At 69.0% G+C, this 23,288-nt stretch carries 23 protein-coding genes; 6 read left to right on the top strand and 17 right to left on the bottom strand.

The features are described from left to right. Window positions 1-40: 40 nt before the first annotated feature. On the top strand, window positions 41-1,252 hold the full coding sequence (locus RZ1_RS26670; RefSeq protein WP_072815642.1) for an acetyl-CoA C-acetyltransferase: 1,212 nt from the start codon (window positions 41-43) through the stop codon (window positions 1,250-1,252). Window positions 1,253-1,271: 19 nt separating this feature from the next. On the opposite strand, the gene RZ1_RS26665 is transcribed toward RZ1_RS26670, so the two are convergent. The 14 genes from RZ1_RS26665 to RZ1_RS26600 all read right to left on the bottom strand — a co-directional run bounded on the left by RZ1_RS26665 (window position 1,272) and on the right by RZ1_RS26600 (window position 16,879). Then, window positions 1,272-2,150 carry a LysR family transcriptional regulator gene (locus RZ1_RS26665; RefSeq protein WP_072815641.1) on the bottom strand — a complete coding sequence of 293 codons (879 nt, stop codon included), beginning with the start codon at window positions 2,148-2,150 and terminating at the stop codon, window positions 1,272-1,274. 6 nt (window positions 2,151-2,156) lie between these two features. Next, window positions 2,157-3,032, bottom strand: coding sequence for a LysR family transcriptional regulator (locus RZ1_RS26660; RefSeq protein WP_072815640.1), 876 nt, complete (start codon window positions 3,030-3,032; stop codon window positions 2,157-2,159). A 17-nt stretch (window positions 3,033-3,049) separates the two neighbouring features. Then, a complete protein-coding gene (locus tag RZ1_RS26655) occupies window positions 3,050-3,829 on the bottom strand; it encodes an enoyl-CoA hydratase/isomerase family protein (RefSeq protein ID WP_072815639.1) in 780 nt (259 codons plus the stop codon). Continuing rightward, on the bottom strand, window positions 3,826-4,587 hold the full coding sequence (locus tag RZ1_RS26650; protein WP_072815638.1) for a crotonase/enoyl-CoA hydratase family protein: 762 nt from the start codon (window positions 4,585-4,587) through the stop codon (window positions 3,826-3,828). Before RZ1_RS26650 ends, RZ1_RS26655 begins: the two co-directional genes overlap by 4 nt. Before the next feature lies 1 nt (window position 4,588). Next, the gene (locus RZ1_RS26645) at window positions 4,589-5,650 is read right to left on the bottom strand and encodes an MBL fold metallo-hydrolase (RefSeq protein WP_072815637.1); all 1,062 of its coding nucleotides are present in this window, start codon (window positions 5,648-5,650) and stop codon (window positions 4,589-4,591) included. Further along, entirely contained in the window at window positions 5,647-7,209 is a 1,563-nt protein-coding gene (locus RZ1_RS26640; RefSeq protein WP_072815636.1) for a long-chain-fatty-acid--CoA ligase, read from the bottom strand. The genes RZ1_RS26645 and RZ1_RS26640 overlap by 4 nt, the downstream gene beginning before the upstream one ends. A gap of 115 nt (window positions 7,210-7,324) precedes the next feature. Then, entirely contained in the window at window positions 7,325-8,269 is a 945-nt protein-coding gene (locus tag RZ1_RS26635; RefSeq protein ID WP_072815635.1) for a metallophosphoesterase, read from the bottom strand. 101 nt (window positions 8,270-8,370) lie between these two features. Continuing rightward, window positions 8,371-9,876, bottom strand: coding sequence for a TerD family protein (locus tag RZ1_RS26630; RefSeq protein ID WP_072815634.1), 1,506 nt, complete (start codon window positions 9,874-9,876; stop codon window positions 8,371-8,373). A gap of 3 nt (window positions 9,877-9,879) precedes the next feature. Then, window positions 9,880-11,244: a TerD family protein gene (locus tag RZ1_RS26625; protein WP_072815633.1), complete on the bottom strand. Its 1,365-nt coding sequence runs from the start codon at window positions 11,242-11,244 to the stop codon at window positions 9,880-9,882. A gap of 80 nt (window positions 11,245-11,324) precedes the next feature. After that, entirely contained in the window at window positions 11,325-12,158 is an 834-nt protein-coding gene (locus RZ1_RS26620; RefSeq protein WP_072815632.1) for an HAD family hydrolase, read from the bottom strand. Then, on the bottom strand, window positions 12,155-13,261 hold the full coding sequence (locus RZ1_RS26615; RefSeq protein ID WP_072815631.1) for a cysteine protease StiP family protein: 1,107 nt from the start codon (window positions 13,259-13,261) through the stop codon (window positions 12,155-12,157). The genes RZ1_RS26620 and RZ1_RS26615 overlap by 4 nt, the downstream gene beginning before the upstream one ends. Continuing rightward, window positions 13,258-14,502 (bottom strand): phosphoribosyltransferase family protein, encoded by a 1,245-nt coding sequence (locus tag RZ1_RS26610; RefSeq protein WP_072815666.1) that lies wholly within the window; start codon window positions 14,500-14,502, stop codon window positions 13,258-13,260. Before RZ1_RS26610 ends, RZ1_RS26615 begins: the two co-directional genes overlap by 4 nt. Window positions 14,503-14,570: 68 nt before the next feature. Then, window positions 14,571-15,761, bottom strand: a complete 1,191-nt coding sequence (locus tag RZ1_RS26605; RefSeq protein WP_072815630.1) for an HpcH/HpaI aldolase/citrate lyase family protein — start codon at window positions 15,759-15,761, stop codon at window positions 14,571-14,573. Beyond that, a complete protein-coding gene (locus RZ1_RS26600; RefSeq protein WP_072815629.1) occupies window positions 15,758-16,879 on the bottom strand; it encodes a hypothetical protein in 1,122 nt (373 codons plus the stop codon). The genes RZ1_RS26605 and RZ1_RS26600 overlap by 4 nt, the downstream gene beginning before the upstream one ends. Before the next feature lie 231 nt (window positions 16,880-17,110). Between RZ1_RS26600 and RZ1_RS26595 the strand changes: the two genes are divergently transcribed. Continuing rightward, window positions 17,111-17,686, top strand: coding sequence for a TerD family protein (locus RZ1_RS26595; RefSeq protein WP_072815628.1), 576 nt, complete (start codon window positions 17,111-17,113; stop codon window positions 17,684-17,686). A 112-nt stretch (window positions 17,687-17,798) separates the two neighbouring features. Further along, window positions 17,799-18,890 carry a DUF475 domain-containing protein gene (locus RZ1_RS26590; RefSeq protein ID WP_072815627.1) on the top strand — a complete coding sequence of 364 codons (1,092 nt, stop codon included), beginning with the start codon at window positions 17,799-17,801 and terminating at the stop codon, window positions 18,888-18,890. Window positions 18,891-18,985: 95 nt separating this feature from the next. Here RZ1_RS26590 and RZ1_RS26585 read toward each other — a convergent pair whose 3' ends face one another. After that, window positions 18,986-19,798, bottom strand: a complete 813-nt coding sequence (locus RZ1_RS26585) for a hypothetical protein (RefSeq protein ID WP_072815626.1) — start codon at window positions 19,796-19,798, stop codon at window positions 18,986-18,988. A gap of 108 nt (window positions 19,799-19,906) precedes the next feature. Next, on the bottom strand, window positions 19,907-20,743 hold the full coding sequence (locus RZ1_RS26580) for an MBL fold metallo-hydrolase (RefSeq protein ID WP_307718292.1): 837 nt from the start codon (window positions 20,741-20,743) through the stop codon (window positions 19,907-19,909). Window positions 20,744-20,952: 209 nt separating this feature from the next. On the opposite strand from RZ1_RS26580, the gene RZ1_RS26575 reads away from it, so the two are divergent. Both RZ1_RS26575 and RZ1_RS26570 read left to right on the top strand, forming a co-directional pair. Continuing rightward, the gene (locus RZ1_RS26575) at window positions 20,953-21,432 is read left to right on the top strand and encodes a TspO/MBR family protein (protein ID WP_072815625.1); all 480 of its coding nucleotides are present in this window, start codon (window positions 20,953-20,955) and stop codon (window positions 21,430-21,432) included. A 47-nt stretch (window positions 21,433-21,479) separates the two neighbouring features. Beyond that, window positions 21,480-21,662, top strand: coding sequence for a hypothetical protein (locus tag RZ1_RS26570; RefSeq protein WP_072815624.1), 183 nt, complete (start codon window positions 21,480-21,482; stop codon window positions 21,660-21,662). A gap of 10 nt (window positions 21,663-21,672) precedes the next feature. Here the strand turns inward: RZ1_RS26570 and RZ1_RS26565 are convergent, their stop codons facing one another. Continuing rightward, entirely contained in the window at window positions 21,673-22,500 is an 828-nt protein-coding gene (locus tag RZ1_RS26565) for an alpha/beta fold hydrolase (protein WP_072815623.1), read from the bottom strand. 118 nt (window positions 22,501-22,618) lie between these two features. On the opposite strand from RZ1_RS26565, the gene RZ1_RS26560 reads away from it, so the two are divergent. Beyond that, window positions 22,619-23,155 carry a DinB family protein gene (locus RZ1_RS26560; RefSeq protein ID WP_072815622.1) on the top strand — a complete coding sequence of 179 codons (537 nt, stop codon included), beginning with the start codon at window positions 22,619-22,621 and terminating at the stop codon, window positions 23,153-23,155. Window positions 23,156-23,288: the final 133 nt, after the last annotated feature.

The raw sequence follows: 23,288 nt of genomic DNA, 5'->3' as shown, positions 1-23,288 counted from the left end.
TCGCGTCCCGCGACACCACCCTCCCTCTCGAAAGGTCATCATGCGCGACGTAGTCATCTGTGAACCGGTTCGTACCCCGATCGGCCGCTACGGCGGAATGTTCAAGTCCCTCACCGCAGTCGACCTCGGTGTCGCCGCCCTGAAGGGTCTGCTCGAACGGACCGGGATCGCACCGGACGCGATCGAGGACGTCATCCTCGGCCACTGCAACGGCAACAGTGAGGCGCCCGCGATCGGCCGCGTCGTCGCCCTCGACGCCGGGCTGCCGATCACCGTGCCGGGCATGCACATCGACCGTCGTTGCGGCTCCGGCCTGCAGGCCGTGATCCAGGCCGCGTTCCAGGTGGGCAACGGCGACAACGACGTCGTGGTCGCCGGTGGCGCCGAGTCGATGTCCAACGCCGCGTTCTACTCCGTCGACATGCGCTGGGGAGGTGCCCGCACCGGTGTGCGGATGCACGACGGCCTGGCCCGGGCTCGTGAGACGGCCGGCGGCAAGTTCTACCCGGTGCCCGGCGGCATGATCGAGACCGCGGAGAACCTGCGCCGCGAGTACTCGATCTCCCGTGCCGAGCAGGACGAACTCGCCCTGCACTCGCACCTGCGGGCGGTCGCCGCCCAGCGCAGCGGGATCCTGGCCGAGGAGATCGTCCCGGTCACCGTGCCCAGCCGCAAGGGTGATCAGGTCATCGACACCGACGAGCATCCGCGCGCCGACATCAGCCTCGGGACGCTCGCCGCCCTGAAGCCGATCATGGGCAAGCAGGACGCCGAGGCCACCGTCACCGCCGGCAACGCCAGCGGCCAGAACGACGCCGCGTCGATGGCGATCGTCACCACCCCGGAGAAGGCCGCCGAGCTGGGTCTGACCCCGCTCGTGAAGATCGTCTCGTGGGGACTGGCGGGCGTTGCGCCGAAGGTCATGGGCATCGGCCCGGTCCCCGCGACCGAGAAGGCCCTCGCCAAGGCCGGCATCACCCTCGCCGACCTCGACGTCATCGAGCTGAACGAGGCCTTCGCGGCCCAGGCGCTCGCCGTCACCCGCGAGTGGAAGTTCGCCCCGTCGGACTTCGAGCGCACGAACATCCACGGATCCGGCATCTCGCTCGGCCACCCGGTCGGCGCGACCGGTGGCCGCATGCTCGCGACCCTCGCGCGCGAACTGCATCGTCGCGACGGCCGCTACGCACTCGAGACGATGTGCATCGGCGGTGGGCAGGGCCTGGCCGCGATCTTCGAGCGCGTGGCCTGATCCGGGGCAGGTAGCCCGGTCAGGCGTTCGCCGACCGCACCAGGTCGACGAACGCCTGACCGACCGCCGACAGCGAGGCGGGATCGAACACCAACCCGAACGCGCGGGTGAACGTGGGTTCGCAGGGCCGCACAACTGCGATGTCCTGCACGGATTCGGCGAGATTGCGTTCCACCAGCGATCCACCCAGGCCGGCCAGCACCATCGGGAGCCGCGCCTCGCGATGATCGGTCACCACCCCGACGTCGAGGCGGACACCGGCCCGCCGCATCGCGGAGTCGATATCGTCGCTCATCGCCCCGCCGCCGCGCGGCACCAGCACCATGGGAATGTCGGGCATGGCGGCGAGCGCAACGGGGCCTTCCGGAAGTTCGGTGCCCGGCGGATACGCCAGCCAGTACTCCTGCTCGCCGAGCGCGACGACCTCGAGACCGTAGCCCCCCTCGATCGGGAGGTGGGAAACCACGAATTCGCAGTGACCGTCACGGATGAGCGCGGCGGCGGTCTCCTCGCTGCGGAACTCACCGAACCGGACCGCCACCCGGGGGTGGGCGCTGCGGAACTGTGCGACGAGATCCACGATCGGGTCGATCGCCAGCGCCGGGAACACCACCATGTCGAGACGGCCGCTGATCTCCCCGTCGAGGGACGTGAACAGGTCCTCCACCCCGCCCACGTCGCGCAGGATCTGGCGGCTCGGACCGATGAGGCTGTGCCCGGCCGCGGTGAGCACCATCCCGCGCCCGATCCGGTGGAACAGCTGCACGCCGAGTTCGCGTTCGAGGCTGCGCAGGGCCTGCGAGACCGTCGGCTGCGCGACTCCGAGTGCGGCCGCCGCGCCGTTGATGCCGTCGTTCTCCACCACGGCGAGGAAGTACTCGATCTGTCGGAATTCCATGTGCGGCTACGCTCCCGTCGCCCGGTTGGTGGCGACCGCGAGGAACGCAGCGGCCGCCGGGGACGGTTCCCCGGCGCGCAGCACGAGACCGACCGGTCGCGACAACGGCGGATCGAGCGAGCGCACTTCGGCGGTGGGCATCTGCGCTTCGGCGACCTGCCGGGGCACAATCGTCGCCCCGGTTCCGCGCATCACCAGTTCCCACGTTGCCGAGGGATGCGCGCAGTCGACCGCGATGTCGAGATCGTTGCCGTCGGAGAGATCCCCGGACAGCGCGACGTCGGACCGATTGGTGAGGTCGACGATGAGGGGGATCGTGGACACGGCGGAGCGAGGCACCGGGTCCGGAAGGTTCCCGGCGAGCTTCGGCGGTATCGCGAGGACCAGTTCCTGTTCGACGATCGGAATCGTGATCATGCCTGCGTGTTCGACGGAAAGATCGGTCACACCGATCTCCGCCTCGCCGCGCCGCAGCGCGGTGTGTACACCGGCCGGACCGTCGGTGGCCACGACCCGCACGAGGATTCCGGGATAGCGGCTGCGGAAGCGCTGCACCATCTCGATGACGGGATGGATGGAGAACGCCGAGAAGGTCACGATCTCGATGCGGCCGGCGGCGAGTTCCCGGACCGCGGCAACCTTGTTCTTCGCGCGGTCCACATCGGCGAGGATGCGGCGCGCGGCGACCTCGAAGGACCGGCCCTCGTCGGTCAGGCTCAGACGCCGGCCGGTGCGGTCGAACAGGGTTGTGCCCAGACGGCGTTCGAGCGTGCGGATCGCCTGCGACAGCGAAGGCTGCGAAATATACAGGGACTGCGCCGCTTTCGTGATCCCACCGTGGTCGACGACAGCGACGAAGTAGGTCACGAGATGCAGGTCCACCTCGCTATCCTATGCGATCACGTGACCTGCCAGTCACCGGTGAACGTCGGCGGACGTTTCTCGACGAATGCGCGGATCGCGCCGGGAGCGTCGGTCGCGTGGTTGACCGCCTGGGCCCGGGCCTCGTTGTCGAGGGCTTCGCGCAGCGTCGACGCCGAACCCTGCTCGAGCAGACGTGCCGACAGACTCACCGCGATCGGAGGTGCCTGCGCCAGCCTGACGGCCAGTTCGGCCGCTCGGGAACCGAGTTCGGCGGGCTCGACCAGTTCGGTCACCAGCCCCAGCGCGAACGCTTCGTCGGCGTCGACGATGTCGGCGAGCATGACCAGCCGTTTCGCCTGGTGCAGGCCGACGAGCCGGGGCAGGATCCAGGAGCCGCCGAAGTCCACGGACAGGCCGCGGCGAGCGAAGATCTGACTGAACTTCGCGGTGCGGGACGCGACGACGACATCGCACAGCAGCGCCAGGTTCCAGCCGGCGCCGACCGCATATCCCTCGACCGAGGCAACCACCGGTTTCGAGAACTCCGCGACCGCCAGTGCTGCCGTGTTGATCTCCCGCATGCGGTCGAGCGGATGCATGCTGCCGCGCCGGTCCATGTCGGCGCCGGTGCAGAAGTTGCCGCCCGCGCCGGTGAGCACGACCGCACGCACCGACTCGTCGCGCTGCAGCTCGTGGAAGGCTTCGCGCAGCGCCACCCACGAGTCGAGCGTCATGGCGTTCTTGCGCTCGGGACGGTCGAGCGTGACGGTCGCGACGGCCCCGTCCCGCTCGATCACGATGCCGGACAAGGTCACTCGCCCTTCCAGACGGGGGCGCGCTTCTCGGCGAACGCGCGGGCGCCTTCCTGGGCGTCGGCGGACGCGAACACCGGGTCGATGAACTTGCGCTGCGCCACGAACGCGTCGGGGTCGGTGTAGTTGGCGGCCATCGACACGACCTGCTTGGTCGCACGGACGGCGAGGGGGCCGTTCGCGGCGACACGCGCGGCGAGTTCCTTCGCGACCGCCAGGGCTTCCCCGGGCTCGGTGATCCGGTTGACGAGACCGTGACGGTGCGCGACCTCCGCCGTGAGCGGATCGCCGGTGATCGCCATTTCCATGGCCAGCGGGTAGGGGAGGATCTTCGGCAGGCGCAGCAGTCCGCCCGCGGCGGCCGCCAGCCCGCGCTTGACCTCGGGAATTCCGAACTTCGCCTCGCGTGAGGCGACGATCAGGTCGGCGGACAGGGCGAGCTCGCAGCCACCGGCCAGCGCCCAGCCCTCGACGGCGGCGATGAGCGGCTTGGTCGGCGGCGCTTCGGTGAGACCACCGAAACCGCGCCCCGGGATCGACGGACGCTCACCGCGCGCGAACGCTTTCAGATCCATTCCGGCACAGAATGTTCCGCCGGCGCCGGTGAGAATGCCGATGATCAGGTCGGCACGGGCCTCGAACTCGTCGATTGCGGCGGCCAGCGCCTTCGAGACCTCCAGGTCGACAGCGTTCTTCGCCTCGGGCCGGTTCAGTGTGAAAACGGCGACGCCGTCGGAGAATTCGGTCAGGACAACGCTCATGTCAATTTTCCTTCGTGTCTGTGCGGACGAGTGACCATCGTGCGGGAACACCGCTGTCGGAACGGATGTCGCCGCGGTCGGCGAGAACGATGAGGTGCGCTTGAGTTTCGCGGACGGCGAGCCGTAACAATCGGGGCGACATCACGTCGATCGGCCGCGACCACGTGATACGCGTGGTGACGTCCCACGCGGTGGATTCCGGGTGTGCGTCGACCGCCGATCGGATCTCGTCGAGCCGTTCGTCGTGGTGTGCCATCAGCTGGCGTGCGCGGTCGGTGACACCGCGGAACCGGTATTCGTGGGCGGGCAGCACCTCGCAGTCCGGCAACGCGGTAGTGGCGTGCAGCGACAGGAGATAGCGGTGGAGCGGGTTCTCCAGCTCGCCGGGCCCCGACGAGATGTTCGGGCTGATCCGCGGCAGCATGTGGTCACCGCTGAACAACAGATCGTGATCCCGGTCGAGGAACGCGAGGTGCCCGGGGGTGTGGCCCGGCGTCCAGACCGCTTCGATGTTCCATCCGGGCAGGTCGAGCCGGTCGCCGCCGGAGAGCACCACGTCGGCGGACTCACCGGCCGGAAACCGCACGAGTTCGAAGCGCGGTGCCTCGACGACCTCGTCCGGTGCGCCGAGTTCCGTCAGGTCCACCCGCCACGCCTCGACGTCCGCGGCGACATCGTCCGCGGTGAAGTGTCCGAGTGCCGTGGCCTCGGCCGCGTGCATCGCGATCGCGGCGCCGGTGGTCTCCCGCAGTCGTGGGGCGAGACCGAAGTGGTCGGGATGCAGGTGGGTGATCGCCGCGTAGCGAACGTCGGTGATGTGGTGGCCGGTCCGCGCGACGCCGTCGACGAGTGCCTGCCAGGACTCCTCGGTGTCCATGCCCAGGTCGATCAGGGCGAGACCGTCGTCGAGTGCGAGCGCGTAGGACAGGACGTAGCGCAGCGGATTGTTCGGCATCGGAACGGGAATCGACCACACACCCGGCCGGACCTGTTCGACCGGTGGCAGTCGTTTCGCCGCCCACGCCTCACGTTGGACGGTCCCGACGTCCTCGGTGACGATCACGACGCCGACGCTTCCCGCTCGCCCAGGGTGTCCCGGAGGGTGCGTTTGAGGATCTTGCCGCTCGCGTTGCGGGGGAGTTCGGCCACGATGTGGATCCGCTGCGGTTTCTTGTACGACGCGAGCCGCCCGGCCGTGAACGCGACGAGTTCCTCCTCCGTGGGACGTTCGGCGCCGTCGATCAGGCGCACCACGGCCGTGACCGCCTCACCCCAGCGTTCGTCGGGAAGACCGACGACGGCGACCTCGGCGACGGCGGGATGCTCGGCCAGCACCGCCTCGACCTCGACGGGGTACACGTTCTCACCGCCTGTGATGATCATGTCCTTCACACGGTCGGTGACGAACAGGTAGCCGTCCTCGTCGATGTGCCCGGCGTCGCCGGTGCGCAGGAACCCGTCCTCGGTGTACAGCGCGGCGTTCTCGGCGTCGCGCTTCCAGTAACCCGAGACGTTGTTGCGCGACCGCGACACGATCTCCCCGGTCGCACCCTGCGGGAGCGGTTCACCGGTGACGATGTCGCGGATCTGCACCTCGGTGCCCGGAAGCGGCGTGCCGGCGGACCGCAGCAGGTCGGTACGCGGCCCGTGCGGGTCGTGATCGTCGGCGCGCAACGCAGTGAGCGCACCCATCGTCTCGGTCATCCCGTACCGCTGCACGAGCCGGCACCCGAGCGTGTCCATGGTGCGCGCGAGCAGGGTCGGCGTGATCGGGGATGCCCCGTAGGCGATCAGCTTCAGGCTCGACAGGTCGTAGTCGGCGAGGTCGGGAAGTTCGAGGAGCATGCCGATCGCGGAGGGCACGAGAAATGCGTGGGTGACACCGTTCTCGGCGATCGCCGCCGCCACCGTCGCGGGCCGCATCTCGCCGAGCAGCACCAGGTGCAGACCCGCCGACAGCGACGTGCTGATCCATCCGCTCCCGGCGATGTGGAACAGCGGCAACGCATTCAACGAGACCGAATCGTCCTCGAACTCGTACAGCTCGAAGTTCTCCGGAACGTTGTAGAGGTTGCGATGAACGGCCACAACCCCTTTCGGATTACCGGTGGTGCCGGAAGTGTAGAGCTGCAGGACCGGGGTCTCGGGGTCGTCGCCCAGACCTGGGTCGGTGTCGTCCCCCGACTCCACGAGCTGATTCCATGTGCGGGCACCGGCGAGCGGAGCCTCGTCGCCGACGACGACGATGCGTACACCCGGCAACGCGTCGGCGACCGCCTGTGCGGCAGCCACGAAATCCGCCTCGACCACGAGCACGCCGATCTCGGCGTCGGCCGCGATCCAGGCGATCTCGTCGGGGTTGAGCCGCCAGTTGATCGGGGTGAAGACGAGCCCGGCCTTCGCGCAACCGACGAATGCCGCCACGCCGGGCAGGCCCATACGGAGCAGGGCACCGACGCGTCCCGGCGGGGAGGCCAGCGATGTCAGCGCCGTCGCCACCCGGTTGGTGTACGAGTCGAACTCGGCATAGGTGAGCGTCGTGTCTCCGGCCGTGACCGCCGGGGCCGACGGCTGCGAGAGAACCAACTGCCGGATGCGGTTGGGAAGGTGTAGTTCGCTCACGAGGCACTCCTGATCGACATCTGCCCACGCGGACGAGGGGTCCGGGGGCTTCAGTCGATCACGACCGTGACGGTCGCTACAAAGACAAGGAACCGCATGAAACGATAGGGCAAACCTATGTGCTTCGGTGCGGTAACGATCGGTGCATCCGGCCGTCCCGGGCAGGTACCTGCTCGCGGATGTGTACGCCTTCGCGGTCGAGTTCGGCCGCGATGTCGTCCCGGGTGTGCATCGACCCGACGGTCGCGCACGGTGCGAGTAGCGGAACCGCCGTGTGGACGATGGTGTCGTCGTAGACGGCGATCAGGTTGTATCCGCCGCCGCCGTCTGCGCCTCGGTGGGCATCAGCGGGAGCCGACAGATCGGCCGAGTAAGCGACCGCCGTCGCGGTGGACACCGGGATACCCGCGAACATGCCACTGGAGGTGTAGTGCACGTGGCCGGACACGATCGAACGCACGTCGGTGCCGCGCACCACATCGGCGAGACGCCACTGATCGCACAGTTCCCACAGCACCGCGCGTTCGACGGTCACCGGTAGCGGCGGGTGGTGGATCGAGAGGATCGTGCCGTGTTCTGCCGGTGTCGACAGTTCGTCGGCGAGCCACTGTGCCTGCCCTGCCGTGACCTCACCGCGGGATTCGCCGGGAATGCTGGAGTCGAGGCAGATCACCCGCAGGCCGTTCACGTCGTGCACCGCGTCGACGGGCTCCGCGGTGGGTGCGGCGTCGAGAAGGTTCACACGGAACGCGGCTCGCTCGTCGTGGTTGCCCATCGTCCACAGCACCGGCACGCCCATGGCGGCGGCGGCCGGCCCGACGACCTCGCGCAGGCGCCGGTACGCGCCCGGATCACCCGCATCGGTCAGATCACCGGTCAGGAGCAGTGCGTCCACGGGGGTTCCCGTGCCCGCGACGGCGGCGAGGACCTCGGTCAGCTTCTGCTCGCAGTCCACGACGCCGTGCAGCGGAACGGAGTCCGCGGTGAAGTGCGTGTCGCTGATCTGGACGAGTGTGTGGGTGGGACGTGGATACTCCGCGATCCGGAACGTCTCGGTCATGAACGAAGTCAACGCCGCGCATGCTGCATACCGAGGTACACGCGGTTGCGGTCCGGTGACGGGCAGCCGAAGTCGCCGCACGGTAGTCGTCCTGAGCGAAGTCAGCAGGCCCCGAGCGTATCCACGATGCGCGCCGCAGTCGCCTCCGGCGGAACGACGTCGGGGGTGAAGTGCCAGTCGCTTCCGGTCCACGGATCGGCGAAGTGTCCTTCGGGGGCCGCCGGCAGATGCTGTGAATTCTTGTGCAGCACCCGGAACGCGGGATCGTCGATCATCGTGTCGGACGAGCCGGCGATCACTATCGAGACCTGCTGCGCGCCCGCGACCTGGACGAGCCGGAGGACCTGCACGAGGTCGTCGCTGCTGTAGCCGTGCGGGACACCGGTGAGGACGAGAACTCGCGCGCGCGGGCGGGGCGCAGCGCAGTCGGTGGACGCCGCGAGGGCTTCCAGTTCGGCACTGTCGGCCAGGCCCTTCAGTTTCGGTGCGACACCGCCGACATCGAGAACCGGAGGCCCCGCGAACACGGGGGCGGTCAACTCGCCGAGTTCGGCGAAAGCGCCACCGGGGTCGACGAGGTCGAGCCGGGTCCCGGGTTGCGCGGCGAGCAGGCGCAGGACGAGTGCCGTGACGACCTGTCGAGACGCCGCATCGTCGCCGTCGATCCACAGCGGGCGAGACAACGGCAACGGCACGCACAAGGGCACACGCAGGGAGCCGCGTTCGGGCGCGGAAAGTTCACCGACGCGGATTCCGTCGCCCGGTGTGGGCGAGGTGTGCCATCCGGGCGAATCCCACGATGCCAGGGACGGCGGGAGCGCAGCGTCGACGATGCGCAGTTCCTCGGTGAGCCGGGCACTGTCGTCCCGATGCCGGCTCTCCGCGGCCGTCTGGAGTTCCTGGCAGCGCCGATGTGCTTGCGCGCGTGCCTCTTCCGCGGCCGGTCCGGTTCGGGTCGCGGGATCGGCGACCGCGGCCGAGAGTTCGTCGTCGAGGCGGTGCTGCGCGTACTCGAAGGCCGACAGATACGCCGCCGCGGATCGGGACGAGTCCTCGAAGATCTTCCACAGCCATTCGAACGACGGCGAGGCACCGCCGAGCGACGGCACCTCGGCAGGTGCGGGCTGCTCGATGGGGGTGGGTTCGTCGTCGACGTCGACACCGTGGGCGGTGAACATTTCGGCCATTCCCCCGGCATAGCCCTGCCCCAGCGCGCGCAGTTTCCAATACCCGTTGTGCCGGTAGAGCTCCCAGCACAGCAGTGCCGTCGCGCCGCCGGACGGCGGCACACGGAACGCGGCGAACCGAGCGCCCGACCCGTCGGCCAGCGAGGTGGAGACCGGCAGCGCCGATTCGGCACCGACCGCGCACAGCACCCGAGCACCCGCGCGCAGGCCGTCCAGTTCGACGACGATCGCGTCGCCGTCGAGCCGGACACCCGCGGTGTGCGGCTGGTTGTAGAACACGACGTCCTGCGACGACGCCACCTTCAGGTGGTCGTCGACGACGAGCGCACACAGGTCCAGCGGTGTCGACGCGGTCGCCGTGAAGCGGACCGAGGATGCCGCGAGCGGGGCGTTCTGCCCCGCCCGGAACTCGACGGCCACCGGCTACGTCGCCAGGAACCGGCCGAGTTGCGGCGCCGCCTCACCCGGGTGCTTGGCCTGGATGCCCTCGCCGATCGCCTGCAGCTTCCACTCCGGTCCCTGCCGGTACACCTTCGCCATCACCATGCCGGTGAACGGCATGCCGCCCTGCAGCGTGTAGCGGGCCAGTTCGGCGTTGGTGGTGCCGTCGACGAGACGGCAGAACGCGTTCCGAACCTGCTCGAACGTGTGGCCCTTGTACGAGGTGACGATGAACATCAGGGTGTTGACGTGCGGCGGCACCCGCGTCAGGTCGACGAGCACGACCTCGTCGTCGCCGGCACCCTCACCGGTGAGGTTGTCGCCCTGGTGCTGGATCGATCCGTCCTTCGACGTCAGCTGACCGTAGTACGCGACGTCGACGATGTTGTGGTCGGCGAACAGGACCGCCGAGGCGTCCAGGTCGATGTCCGCGGAGCGGTTGCCGAACAGGCCGCGCTTCTCGACCGGATCCCATCCGAGACCCATGCGCAGGAAGGTCAGCGCCACGCCGCCCTCCTTGCGCAAAGTCACCCGCTGGCCCTTGACGAGGCTGACCGGCCGGTTCTTGGTGAGACTCACCTCGGCGGGCGGAGCAGCCGGGGCGGGTGCCTGCTGGGCGGGTGCGGGTTGACCGTACGGCTGGGGCGGTGCGGCCTGGCCGTAGGGCTGCGGAGGCGGGGCCTGCGCGTACTGCGGCTGTGCTGCGGGCTCACCGTAAGGCTGAGGAGGCGCGGGCTGCGCATACTGCTGCGCCGGCTGGGTGTACGGCTGCTGAGGCGGTGCCGGCTGGGCCGGGGGTGTCGGCGGGGCGGGCTGCGGTGCCGGAGTCGGTGCTGCGGGTGCGTCGTCGACCGACACGCCGTGGTCGGTGACCAGCGCGGCGAAACCACCGGCGTAGCCCTGTCCGACGGCCCGGACCTTCCATGCGCCCTGACGCCGGTACAGCTCGAGGGCGATGACGATCGATTCGCTGCTCAGACCCTCGATGCGGTACTCGTACAGCACCGCGCCGGTGGCGTCGGCGACGCGCGCGGTGGGCGGCGCGAACCGGCCGAACGTGCTCGACGCGTCGTCGAGCGTGATCACGGCCCGGACCTGTGCGATGTCGGCGGGGATCGCACCGAGCGACACCGCCAGCGAGGCGGCCTGGCCGGGCGCCCCGGGAACCAGACGCACGCCCGGACCGGTGGGCTGGTTGAAGAACACGAAGTCGGCGTCCGACCGGACCTTCCCGTCGGCCTTCACGAGCAGGGCGGACAGATCGGCCGGGGTGGTCAACTCGAGGGAGACGACCACATCGGAGGCGGTGATGGGGCCGTTCTGGCCCTTGGCGAGCGAAGTGGTCACGTCAATCGTCCTCACTGGGTGGGCGGCGCCGGCAGGCGGCACTGGTGGGCGGTTGGGATCGGTCGAGCTCGGTCCCCACTCTACGAACCGGACGGCATCCGGGTGGAACCGGCAAACCAGGCGAGGATCTCCTCGCCGGCGGTGACGCCGGCTTCCTCGGTGACGGTGACGGTCGGGTGCTGCCAGTTCAACGTCTCGAGTTCACCGTGGCACGGCCGGATCGCCGCGTCGGCCGCCTCGAGCATCGGTGCGTCGAGGGCACCGTCCCCGGCGGCGAACACCGGCGAGTCCTCGCTGAGCACGCCGTCGGCGACGAGCCGGCGGTGCACCTCGGCGACCGCGTGGCTCTTGCACACGCTGTCGGGGACCGTGTAGATCTTCCGGCCCTGCTGGGACGCGCCCCAGCCGTGGGCGCGGCACCACTCGTCCCACTCGGCGAGAAACTCGGCGGGCTGTACGTCGACGTCGACGACGAGATAGCAGAACAGGTCGTCGGCGATCCGCAGCTTGCGCACCCAGTCCGGTGAGATTCGGGCACGCAGCGCGGTGAGCACCTCGTCGAGACCGGCGCCGCCGGCACGCACCGCGGTGTCGAGCCCGCCGCGCCAGACGGGATCCGGTTCGCCGTCGACCAGGATCGCGCCACCGTTGCTGGTGATCGCGTACCGCCACGGCCCGCCCGGCAGTGCGATGCGCCGGAACTGCGCCGGGGTGCGGGTGGTCGTCGGGACCAGTTGTGCCGTGGTGCTCAGCTCCCGCAAGCGCTGCGCGGACCTTTCCGTGAGGTACGACAGCGGCGCACCCTCGTGGTATTCGACGCACAGCAGGTCACCGCGGTCGAGTTGGGCCCGCGTCATCGCCGCGCGCGAATAGATCAGTGTGCGGTCGAGATCCGAGGCGATCAGTGCTGTCACGGCAGATCCTTGATCAGGCCCATGCAGGAATAGGCGAGGTCGGGGACCTCCTCGACCGGAACATCGCGCGCCGCGGCGAGCATCCGGATGTGGGCGTGCTCGGCGGCGTCGGCCTCGCGCACGAGAACCTTCCACGGCACCCGCCGCAGCAGCACCCGCGTCGTTTCCCCCACACCGGGTTTGACGAAATTCACGGTGGAGATCCCGTATCGGGCTCGGATCAGTTCCACCGACGCCCAGCCCGCCCAGGTCGGGGTGCGGTCGGAGTCCATCACGCGGCGGGCATCGGCGACCGCGGTCTCGCGGTCGCCGAATTCGGCGCACACCGCGTCGATCAGCGTCTCGGACACGTCCTCGCCGGCGAGGTCCGCGTAGAACTTCGCGCCGTGGAACTCACCCGGCCCGATCAGGGTGTCGTTGAGGACCGTTCGTGAGATCAGCCCGGAAACGGTGGAATTCAGGCACGCGGAGGCGATGAGGAAGTCGTCGCGGGTGCCGTAGGTGCGCACGCACCGGCCCGGGTCGGCCAGGACCGCCAAATCGTCGGACAGCGCAGGGCCACCCGCCGCCGCGTACTCGGCGAGCGCTGCGGACAACTCGCGGGCGATCGCGCCCTTACCGGTCCATCCGTCGACGAAGACCACCGACGCCGGATCGTGCCGCGCGGTGATGTGGTCGAGCGCGGCGGCGTCGATTCCGCGCCCCCGCACGATCGAAACCGCATAGTGCGGCAACGACAGTCCGTGATGGTGCTGCGCCCACCGCCGGATCAGGATGCCGATCGGGGTGCCGGCACGGGCCAGCGACACGAGCGTCGGATTCGGGCCACGTTCTGCGAGAAGGAGTTCGGTGACGGTGCCGACCGCCCGCGCCAGTCGCCCGGAGGTCTCGGCGAGCACCTTGTCGAACAGTTCGCGGTAGGCCGCGTCGGGCCGGTACTCGACCGGCAGCGACTCGGCGTAGTGCGCCAGCCCCGCCTGGATGCGCTGTTCCCGCGCGGCGACATCGGCTTCGAGGTCGACGCGCGAGAGGTCCTTGAGCAACCAGGTCACGTCGTCCGGTGCGTACGAGCCGAACCCGGGTCCGGTCAACGGTGCCGTCACAGCGCCTCCCTGCTGATGCGAAGCGCGACCGGGTCGGTCGCGGGAATCACCGCGACGACAACGTCCTCGCCGGCTTCGGTGAGGACATCGACGAGCCCTCCGGTCGCGCGGAGCCGATCGGTGTCCGCGGGGCTGTCGACCACGAGCACGAGCGCGGGCCGCCGCTCGGCGTCCGGCCACTGCGCGTTGTACAGGTAGCGGGGCACCTCGGTTTCGTGTGTCTCGGGTACGTGTTCCGGTGCGAGGAAAGTGAATCCGCGGCGCAGCGGATATCCGGGGACGTCGAGGACGTAGCCGGGGGAGCGGGTCGTGGTCTGGAATCGGGTGACGGTTCCGCGGGTCGCGAGAGCATCGGCGAGCCGCAGCGGCAGGTACATCAGTTCCTCGTGCCCGATCACCATGGCCGGGCGCCCCGGCTCGAGGGCGGCGGCGAGGGCATCGGCGGCGGTGGCGATCGCGGTATCGAAGGCCGCGGTGTCGGCGCTCAGGAAGCCGTGCCGCCCGCCATCGGGAACCGTTGCCGGCCAGGGCAGATCGACGAAAGCCGCGGTGCCGCGATGCGGCGCCTGCGGGTTCAGGGCCGGGTCGGGCAGGGCGGTCACCCGCTCGGTGGTGCCCTCGGGTATCACGGCGCGGCCGGCCGCGAGCGACACGTGCTCGATCCGTACGCCGAGGTCGGCGGCGGCCTCCGAGACCCCGCGCCGGTGTTCCTCGGCGCGCATGTCGACGAGGGAGGCGATCACGTACCGGGTGCGCGGGTGGTGCCGGTGCAGCGCGCGAATCGCGTCGAGTGCGGTTGTTCCGGTGGAGATCTCGTCGTCGACGAGCACGAGCGGAGCCGAGTTCGCGAACAGGTCCGGCGAGGTCGGCTGGAGCAGATGGAAGGTCGCGTGGGAGTGCCCCTCCTCGAACCCGGCGAACGTGTCGGCGCCCGGAACGTTCCGGCGGGTGGAATGCAGATAGCAGGCCGCGCCGATGCGCGCGGCCACGCAGTGACCCAGGCCGGTCGCGGTCTCCGCGAAGCCCAGCACGACCGCCGTCGAGGCGTCCTCGCCGAGCAGTTCGGCCACCAGATCGCCGAGCCGGTCGCCGGCGGCGAGCACGACGGCGGGATCGGTCGGCACGTGCTTGCCCAGCACGGTGGACACCAACAGGTGCGCGCGGCGCGGATTGCGGCGCAGCCCGGGGTGGACCAGCTCCGGCACCCGGTATCCCGCGGGCGAATCGTGGTGATGCAACATCAGGCCGAACTCTTTTGTCGCCCAAGGAATCCGAAAGTCCTCGACGACGCCGTCCGGCGCGACGGCGCTCACCGGTGCACCAGTGCGGTCAGCAGGTCCACGAACGTGACTCCTTTGTTGGTGACACCGAACACCGATGCGCGCAGCACCGTCTGCTGCGCCCACGTGCGGTGCGGGCGGCGTTCGTTCATCTTGTTGCGGTAACCGGACGCGCGCACCCCGCCGGCGTCGCCGCCGAGGACGTCGACGGCGTCGTGGTACTCCTCGTGGGTCACCGCGGACAGTGCGTTTACCGCCGCCACGTGTGACGGATGGATCACCGTCTTGCCCTGAATGCCGTTCGCACGGTCCAGGGCGATCTCCCGGAGCAGCCCGTCGAGGTCGCGGCTGACGAGCTGCTGACGGAACACCACCGCATCGTGTTCCTCGAACGGGGTGGCGCGCAGCATCGGCCGGAACATGCGCTCGTGGTCGGCGAAGTACTCCCACACGGGCCCGGTGATCACGAACCCGGTGCCGTCGGTGCGGCCCAGATAGTTCACGACATCCGCGATGACGTCGACGACGACCCGCACGTCGTAGATCGTGAGGTCGCGGTCGCGGCGGATCCCGAACGTACCGCACATGTCGGTTGCGCCGATCCGCACGGCCAGCACGCGGTGCCGGTGTTCGGCGAGCAGCTCCGCAACGCCCTGCAGTTCGTGGTCGCGGGTCTGACGGTGGACGAGCTCGCTGGACTCGAGCACCGGCATCGCATACAGGTGCTTGCCCAGCCGCTCCGACGCGGCGGACACCGCCTCGAGGAACGCGCGCCCGGTCTCCGCGCCGAACTTCGGCAACACGAAACCGGTGAGGGCGCCGACACCCGCGCCGAGCCCGGAGGCGATGCGCTCGACACCGTCGGGTGTGCGGACCCGCACGAACAGCAGCATGCTCGCGGCGTCCGTGCCGGCCAACCGGTCGAGCGTGTCGACGGTGTTGCGCAGCCCTTCCTCCACCTCGTCGTCGGCGACGGCGTCCTCCAGGTCCAGAACCATCGAGGTCACACCCTCGGCGGCGCGACGCACGACGGTCGCGGCCAGATCCGGGCGGGTCGCAGGCACGTACAGGGTCGCACCGAGCGCGAGCGCGAGGCGTTCGCGGTCGTCGCTGTCGTCGAACGGTTGGGGGTGGTGGAGGAACAGGGCGTCCCGAGTCTCCGGATCCAGGTGCCGGAAGTGGCGTGTGCCGCGCACCTCCGTGAAGGTCCCCCCGCTCATGAGCTGTCCGTCCGTCCTCTCATTCGTTGCACCACGCCGGTGATGAAGTCCGTCACCGCGTCCAGGTCGCGCACATACGCCCAGTAGTCCGGGTGGATACCCGTCAGCGAATCGACGGCTCTGTCGATCCGGGCGAGTTGTGCGTCGAGTACCGAGCCCCATTCTGCGGTCATGCCACGCTGCACCGCGAGGTGCTGCGCGTCACGCAGCCGGAATCGGACGGCCTCGACCTTCGCATCGGGATTCTCCCGTACGGCGCGCAGGGTCGCGAGTCGACCGGTGACGGCGTCGACGTTCTGCTCGGCGACCGACAGCTGTGATCGCGCTGCAGTGGCGTGATCGAGGGCCTGCTCGGGTTGACCTGCCGACAACGCCGCACGGGCCGCGGCCAGGCTCTCCTCGGCTTTCGTGAGCATTTCGGCGGCGCGCCGGTCGTTGCCGGCCAGATCCGCGGAGCTTGCCGCGTTGAACTCGCGCAGCAGTGCCGAGTACGCCGGGGCGAGACCCGCCGACCGGGTGCGGACCGCGCCGATCCGGGTGGTGACGGACGCCACAGCGTTCCGGGCCCGGTCTGCCTGTGCGGGTGCCTGGGCGAGAACCTGCCGCAGCGCCGCCGCGGCCTGCTCGACCTGCGCGGCCCGCTCCCGCATCGCAACGGCCCCGGTGGCCGCGCCGAGCGCACCGGTAGCGGCATCGAGCGCGCGCGCCGCTGCCTGCACCGACGGATAGCCGGTGAACCGGGCGTTTTCCGGCAGCTGCAGGGCCTGCTCGGCGGCCCGAGCCTCGGCGCGTGCCCGCTGCGCGAGTTGCGGTGTGGCCGCGGCCACCGTCATCGCATGGTCGAGATGGCCCCGATGGGACCCGTAGAATTCATCCAGAGTTCTTGTTGCGGAAGTGATTCGCTGGATCGCCTGCTCGTATTCGGCGGCGCTCGCCAGACGCTCTTCCGGCTCGGTCCGGGCGAGATGCAGATAGATTTCGGCGGCGTCGTAACACGCCTCGCGGATCGGTGTCCACGTGCGGATCAGGCCCCGTTCCGGTTCCAGTTCGTGCGATGCGGTGACCGCAGCCTCCGCGATCGACTGCCGTCGGTCCATGTCGAGGAACGCCGCCACCATCGTGTCGTGGGCGCGGCGGGCTGCGGGATCTTCGGTAGGGCCACCCCCGAAGAGGCGGCGTGTGAATCGGCTCGCCACGACCCGAATGGTACTGGTCGGCGCGCCGCGGGCGCCGGACCGGTGAGGAGGTAGGAGCGCAGGCGCGGATATCCGTTTAGGCTGAAAGAACACGCGCAAATCGGGCGGGTCCATTCGGACGCGCCGACCCACGATCGATCGAAAGGACCCCGCATGGGTGTCAGCTTGACCAAGGGCGGCAATGTTTCCCTCACCAAGGAAGCGCCGAACCTGACCGCTGTGGCCGTCGGCCTCGGCTGGGACGTCCGTACGACGACCGGCACCGACTTCGACCTCGACGCCAGCGCCATCGCGACCGGTGCCGACAAGAAGGCCATCTCCGACCAGCACTTCGTGTTCTTCAACAACCTGAAGACGCCGGACGGCTCCATCGAGCACGCCGGCGACAACCGCACCGGTGAGGGTGAGGGCGACGACGAGGCCATCAACGTCGACCTTGCGGCGGTCCCTGCCAACATCGAGAGCATCTACTTCCCCGTGTCGATCTACGACGCGGAAACCCGCAGCCAGTCGTTCGGCCAGGTCCGCAACGCCTACATCCGCGTCGTCGACCGTTCGAACGGCAACGAGCTGGCCCGCTACGACCTCACCGAGGACGCTTCCACCGAGACCGCCATGGTGTTCGGTGAGCTCTACCGGCACGGTGCCGAGTGGAAGTTCCGCGCCGTCGGCCAGGGCTACGCGTCCGGCCTGGCGGGCATCGCCCGCGACTACGGCGTCAACGTCTGATTCACCGACTGCACGATCCGGCCCCGGACACGACCGTCGGGGCCGGACTCGTCTCTCCTGTTTGCAGTACCTCGCTGCATCGACCTGACTACTGAGAAGAAAGGCCGCAGTCGTGTTACTGCGAATATTCGGGGCGTCGTTCGCCGTCACCGTCGTCTCACTCGTGGTCGCCTTCCTCTACGGCGGCCCCCAGGCACTGTTCCTGTGCGTGATCCTCGGCATCCTCGAGGTGTCGCTCTCGTTCGACAACGCGGTCATCAACGCGACCGTGCTGCAGCGGATGAGCGATTTCTGGCAGAAGATCTTCCTCACCGTCGGCATCCTCATCGCCGTGTTCGGCATGCGCCTGGTGTTCCCGCTGGTCATCGTGTGGGCCGCGTCGGGCCTCGGACCGGTCGAGGCGCTGAACCTCGCGCTCAACCCGCCCGCCGACGGTGCCGCGTACTTCCCCGACGGCAGCCCCAGCTACGAAACACTCATCACGGACGCGCATCCGCAGATCGCGGCGTTCGGCGGCATGTTCCTGCTGATGCTGTTCCTGCACTTCATTCTCGAGGAACGTGACATCCACTGGTTGCGGTGGATCGAACGTCCCCTCGGGAAGGCCGGCAAGCTCGATCAGCTCGAGGTCGTCATCGCGTCGGTGCTGCTGCTGATCACCGCCACGGTGATCGCGCCCGACGACAAGGTGTCGACGGTGATGATCGCCGGCGTGCTCGGCATGATCACCTACATCGCGGTCAACGGGCTCGGCGAGATGTTCCACATCCCCGGGGAAGGTGAGGAGTCCGCCGGCGGGCCGTCCGGTCTGGCCAAGGCCACCGGTAAGGCCGGCTTCTTCCTGTTCCTCTACCTCGAGGTCCTCGACGCGTCGTTCTCGTTCGACGGCGTGATCGGCGCGTTCGCGATCACGTCCGACCCGATCATCATCGCCCTGGGCCTCGGCTTCATCGGCGCGATGTTCGTCCGTTCGATCACGATCTTCCTGGTGCGCAAGGGCACCCTGTCGGAATATGTGTACCTCGAGCACGGCGCCCACTGGGCGATCGGTGCGCTCGCGCTGATCCTCCTGTACTCGATCGGCACGCACGTCCCCGAGGTGATCACCGGCCTGGTCGGCATCGCACTGATCGGTGCGGCCTTCGCGTCGAGCATCTACCGCAACCGCAAGGAAAAGGCCCAGGAGGCCCTCGCTTCCTCCTGACCTTTTCCCGGCCCACCCGCGTCACCTGGTGAGGGGATCCATCATTCGGCTATCCGGGTGATGGATCCCCTCACCGGCTTTCTCTGCGACCGGTGTCAGGCGATCGGTGCCAGCGGCGCGTTCGCGCGATCGAATTCGGGGACGACGAAGTCGATGTCGTAGGAGGTCGTCGTATCGTTTCCGGCGAAGACCTCACGCACGATCCGGCCCTTGTCGTCGATCCACAATTCGATGGACGGAGGAGTCTGCTCGATCATGATTCGGCGCATTTCCTCGGCGCTCGGGGTCCCGGGGCCGGTGGGAAGCGAATCGGAGAAGGTCGCGAGGAGCGCGTCTGCGTAGGCCGCCACATCCAACGTGGCGGAGAACCGGGTGACGTCGACCGCGTCCACGCTGTCGGTGCCTTTCTCCTCCGCATCGATGGTGAATTCGGCCAGGAGGGCACTGCCTTGTTGTCGATCCCGAACCAGGTCCCGGATGAGGAACATCTGACCGGTTTCGTCCGATGCGACGTCGACGCGATACCAGACATCGGGCTCGACCGACGATGCGCCGGCATCCGGCACATCCGTGAACTGCATGAACAGGTCATCGCCTTCGAACAGCACCTGAATCGGCCCGCGGGGCGAATTCGGTACCTGCCCGAGAATGATGTCGTGTGCGGTATCGATGGTCGTGGTGATGGTGGTCCCCTGCGCCGCGATCTCGCCGCGCTGCACCTCTTGGCCCGCCGTGATCTCGAATGCGGCGCGGACCTTGTCGAGAGCGGTCTCTGCCGAGGTATAGGCGCCGGCCGCAGCCGTGCCGGTCGACGTGGCGTCTTCTTCGCTGGAGCATCCGGCGCCGACGAGCACTGCGGAGACCGCGAGCACCGCGCCGGCCGTACGAAGACGTTTCGATGCGAACATGTTCGAACTACTCCCCTGGTCGCTACGAGCGCTCACTCGGCGCCCACAGCCTGGGATGCTATCCCGACGCGACGGCATCACCCGCACCGCGTTACGCCCATCGCCGGGCTATTGCGGGAAGATGCCCTCGCGCAGCAGTGTTTCCGCGTCGGCGAAAGCGCGGGCGCGACGCGTGACGGTGGGAGGGCCCGGCGGGTTGCCGTTCCACCGGTCGAACAGCGTGCTCAGGCTCAACACCAGCCGCTCCGGCGAGCGCCACGCACTCCATCGTCCGAATTCGTTGCTGCGCGCGAGTTCTCGCGCCGTCTGCCGCACGGAACTCCCGCGCGCATGATGATCGCGGCCGGCGTCGCGCAGCCACCACCAGTAGTCGCGGAGCGCCCGCAGGTCGTCGACGGTGCCCGTCGGCCCGTGACCGGGAACGTACACCGCGGCGTCCCACCGGATGAGACGGTCAAGGGCGGCGAGCCAGTTGTCGAGCGGGCCGTTCCACAGGATCGGGGTCGAAGCGACGAACAGGAGGTCGCCGGTGAAGACCACGCCGGCGTCGGTCACGTGCGCGACGACGTCGCCGGCGGTGTGGCACGGGCCGAGCCGTTCGAGCTCGACGGTTCGATCACCGACCGTCAGCCGGTGGGTCGTGTGGAAGGTGCGGTCAGGCAAACGCGGTGTGCGACGGGGGAATCGGGCATCGGACCGCACCCGCGCAACGTAGGCCGCGGCCGCACCCACCGGTCCCGGAACGCGGCCGATCAACGCGCCGGTGGTCGCCAGCGCCGTCAGCGCGGCGGGCGGCAGGTCCTCGTGCATCGCGTCCAGCGACGCCGCGCTGGTGGTGATTCGCGCCGCCGACGGCAGCGTGTCGTTCCCCCACCAGTGGTCCCCGTCGGAATGAGTGTTGACCGCCTCGGTGACGGGAGCCGCGGCGACGAGCGGTCGTTGCACCTCGGAAATACGTTTCGCCCCACCCGCCGGTCGGACGCATGAACGCCCACACCCCGTCGCCGATCTGCGTCAGCCCACCCTGTTCCATTTCCGCCCCCTGGTCGCCGTGGAGCATCCACGCTACCCACCCTCGGTGCCGGAGGGTTTCGGCCGGCGAGCGTTCGGGTAATCGCGTGCGACCCCGGGTGTCGAGGAGAGGTGGATGTGACGTGAAGCCGGCGACCGTTCTGGGAACCACAGCGGCGACGGCGGTCACCGCCTTCGCCGGGTCCCTCGCCTCCCGGGAGGCGAACTCCCGGTGGTACCGCAGCCTGCGCAAGCCGTCGTTCCAGCCGCCGGCAGCGGCGTTCCCCATCGTCTGGACCGCGTTGTACGCCGACATCGCGGTCACCTCCGCGGCGGCGATCGACGAACTGACCGAGCGTCGCGAACTCGGCGCGCGGCGGAAGTACGTCACCGCGCTCGCCGTGAATCTCGTACTCAACGGCTCGTGGTCGTGGGTGTTCTTCAAGGCGGGACGGCTCGTCCCGGCGACGGTGGTGGCGGCACTGCTCGCCGCCAGCAGCGCCGACCTCGTACGACGTACCGCCGACGCGGTGCCCCTCGCGGGGGCGGCGATGTCGCCGTATGCGGCGTGGACCGGGTTCGCGACGGTCCTGAGCGGGCGGATCGCCCAATTGAACGGGTGACTCCGGGCGCCGACAGACGCAGTTCGGGCATACGCGATGATGGGAACATGCTCGAAACACCCGTGATGATCGGCATCGTCTCCATCTGCATCGGATTCGTGTTCTTCATGCTCGCCGCGACCGGCACCAGGAGCAAGTGGGACAAGAAGGTGACGATCACGCTGTTCGCCGTCGCGATCGTGTTCATGACGGTCGTTCCGGTGATCGGCGCCGTCGGTTTCGCAGCCTGACCGGAAGTCCTCAGGGGCACGTGAGCGTCTCGCGCAGCACCGCGGCGAACTTCTCGGGCTGCTCCATGAATCCGGCGTGGCCTCCCGGAAACTCCTTCGGCGCCAAGGCAAGTGCCTCGGCCAGAGCGACCGATGTCGCGTACGTTTCGAGCCCCCGCGACTCGGCGCCGATACCGACCACGAGGCGGGCAGGCGCCGCCGCCAATGCGGCGAGGTCGGGCAGATAACGGGTGGTACCCCGGATCTCGTGGGCGAAGAAGCGGGCGCCGTCGGCGAGGTCCTGTTCCGGCGACTCTCCCGGCGGGGGACCGGCGGGTTGTGCGTCGGGCCCGGCATCGCCGGCATCCTCGAATCCGGCGAAGTCCATGAACGCGGCCCACGCCGCGGCGAGACCGTCACGGCGGAAGGTGTCGATCATCGCGTCGACCGCCGCGCGTCGTTCCGCGGCGTCGGGAAGCAGCTCGGGCAATGGTGGTTCGTGCGCGACCAGGGTGCGGACCCGGTCGGGGTACAGCGTCGCGACTGCAAGACCGGTGACGGCGCCTCCGCTGGTGCCGAACACGTCCGCGGACTCGGTGCCGAGTGTGTCGAGCACGGCGACGAGGTCGGCGGCACGCAGGTCGGGTGTGGAGTCGGTGTGCGGGTCGTCGAGGATGCTGCGGCCGATGCCGCGGGGATCGTGGGTGACGACGGTGTGATCGTGCGCGAGCGCCGCGGCCAGCGAGGTCAGGGCGGCTGCCCCCATCGGGGCGCCGGTGAGGATCAGCAGTGGGCCGGCACCACGGATTTCGCAGTGCAGCCGGCCGCCGGACACGGGAACGGTGTGGGTGATGGTCATGCCGGAACAGACCCGCGAGAATTCGTTTTCTCATCGCACGCCGATAAGTGACCGAAGTTGTCCGCATTCGCTTCTACCGTGGGATACGTCTTCAAACCGATGGAAAGGGCAGCAGAACATGGCCGACAATTCCCGGTCCGGAGAGCGTGCGGACATCCTCGGCATCCTCGCGGAGCAGCGCGAGATGTTGCTGATCACCGCCCGCAACCTGAACGACGAGCAGGCCCGTACGCGCAGCACGGTCAGTGATCTCACGGTCGGCGGGCTGATCAAGCACGTGACGGCGACGGAGAAAACCTGGATCGAGACGATCCGCAATCTCGACGACACCACCACGTTCGACATGGACTCGGCGATGGAGCAGTACTACATGCGCGACGACGAAACGCTCGCCGGCCTGCTCGGGTCGTACGCTGCCGTCGCGCGGGACACCGAACAGTTCGTTCTGGCACTCGACGATCTCGACCTGCAGGTACCGTTGCCCACCGCGCCGTGGGCGCCGGAGCGGGAATGGTGGAGCGCGCGAAAGGTGCTGTTGCACATCATCCGTGAGACCGCCCATCACAGCGGCCATGCGGACATCATCCGCGAGTCGCTCGACGGCGCGAACAGCACGATGCAGCGCGGCGCCGACGCCGGCATGACCTTCGACTAGACGAACCCGATACGGCGGATGTGTGCGACGCCTTCTCCCCGCATGCCGCCCGGCAGCGACCCTGGTGAGGTCGCTGCCGGGCGGTGGCCGGACGGTGTGGGTCAGCTCGCGGTGGCGGTGACTTCCGTTCGGG

Origin of the sequence: Rhodococcus zopfii NBRC 100606 = JCM 9919, assembly GCF_001895025.1 — a bacterium.
Classification (GTDB): domain Bacteria; phylum Actinomycetota; class Actinomycetes; order Mycobacteriales; family Mycobacteriaceae; genus Rhodococcus; species Rhodococcus zopfii.
Note: the sequence above shows the minus strand (reverse complement) of the source record. Positions and strands in the feature narration are given on the sequence as shown.

Coding starts and splice junctions, on each gene's coding strand:
- RZ1_RS26670 (WP_072815642.1), top strand. CDS start 41: ATGCGCGACGTAGTCATCTGTGAACCGGTTCGTACCCCGATCGGCCGC.
- RZ1_RS26665 (WP_072815641.1), bottom strand. CDS start 2,150: ATGGAATTCCGACAGATCGAGTACTTCCTCGCCGTGGTGGAGAACGAC.
- RZ1_RS26650 (WP_072815638.1), bottom strand. CDS start 4,587: ATGAGCGTTGTCCTGACCGAATTCTCCGACGGCGTCGCCGTTTTCACA.
- RZ1_RS26635 (WP_072815635.1), bottom strand. CDS start 8,269: ATGACCGAGACGTTCCGGATCGCGGAGTATCCACGTCCCACCCACACA.
- RZ1_RS26610 (WP_072815666.1), bottom strand. CDS start 14,502: ATGTTGCATCACCACGATTCGCCCGCGGGATACCGGGTGCCGGAGCTG.
- RZ1_RS26605 (WP_072815630.1), bottom strand. CDS start 15,761: ATGAGCGGGGGGACCTTCACGGAGGTGCGCGGCACACGCCACTTCCGG.
- RZ1_RS26600 (WP_072815629.1), bottom strand. CDS start 16,879: ATGGTGGCGGCGTTCCTCGACATGGACCGACGGCAGTCGATCGCGGAG.
- RZ1_RS26595 (WP_072815628.1), top strand. CDS start 17,111: ATGGGTGTCAGCTTGACCAAGGGCGGCAATGTTTCCCTCACCAAGGAA.
- RZ1_RS26585 (WP_072815626.1), bottom strand. CDS start 19,798: ATGTTCGCATCGAAACGTCTTCGTACGGCCGGCGCGGTGCTCGCGGTC.
- RZ1_RS26570 (WP_072815624.1), top strand. CDS start 21,480: ATGCTCGAAACACCCGTGATGATCGGCATCGTCTCCATCTGCATCGGA.
- RZ1_RS26565 (WP_072815623.1), bottom strand. CDS start 22,500: ATGACCATCACCCACACCGTTCCCGTGTCCGGCGGCCGGCTGCACTGC.
- RZ1_RS26560 (WP_072815622.1), top strand. CDS start 22,619: ATGGCCGACAATTCCCGGTCCGGAGAGCGTGCGGACATCCTCGGCATC.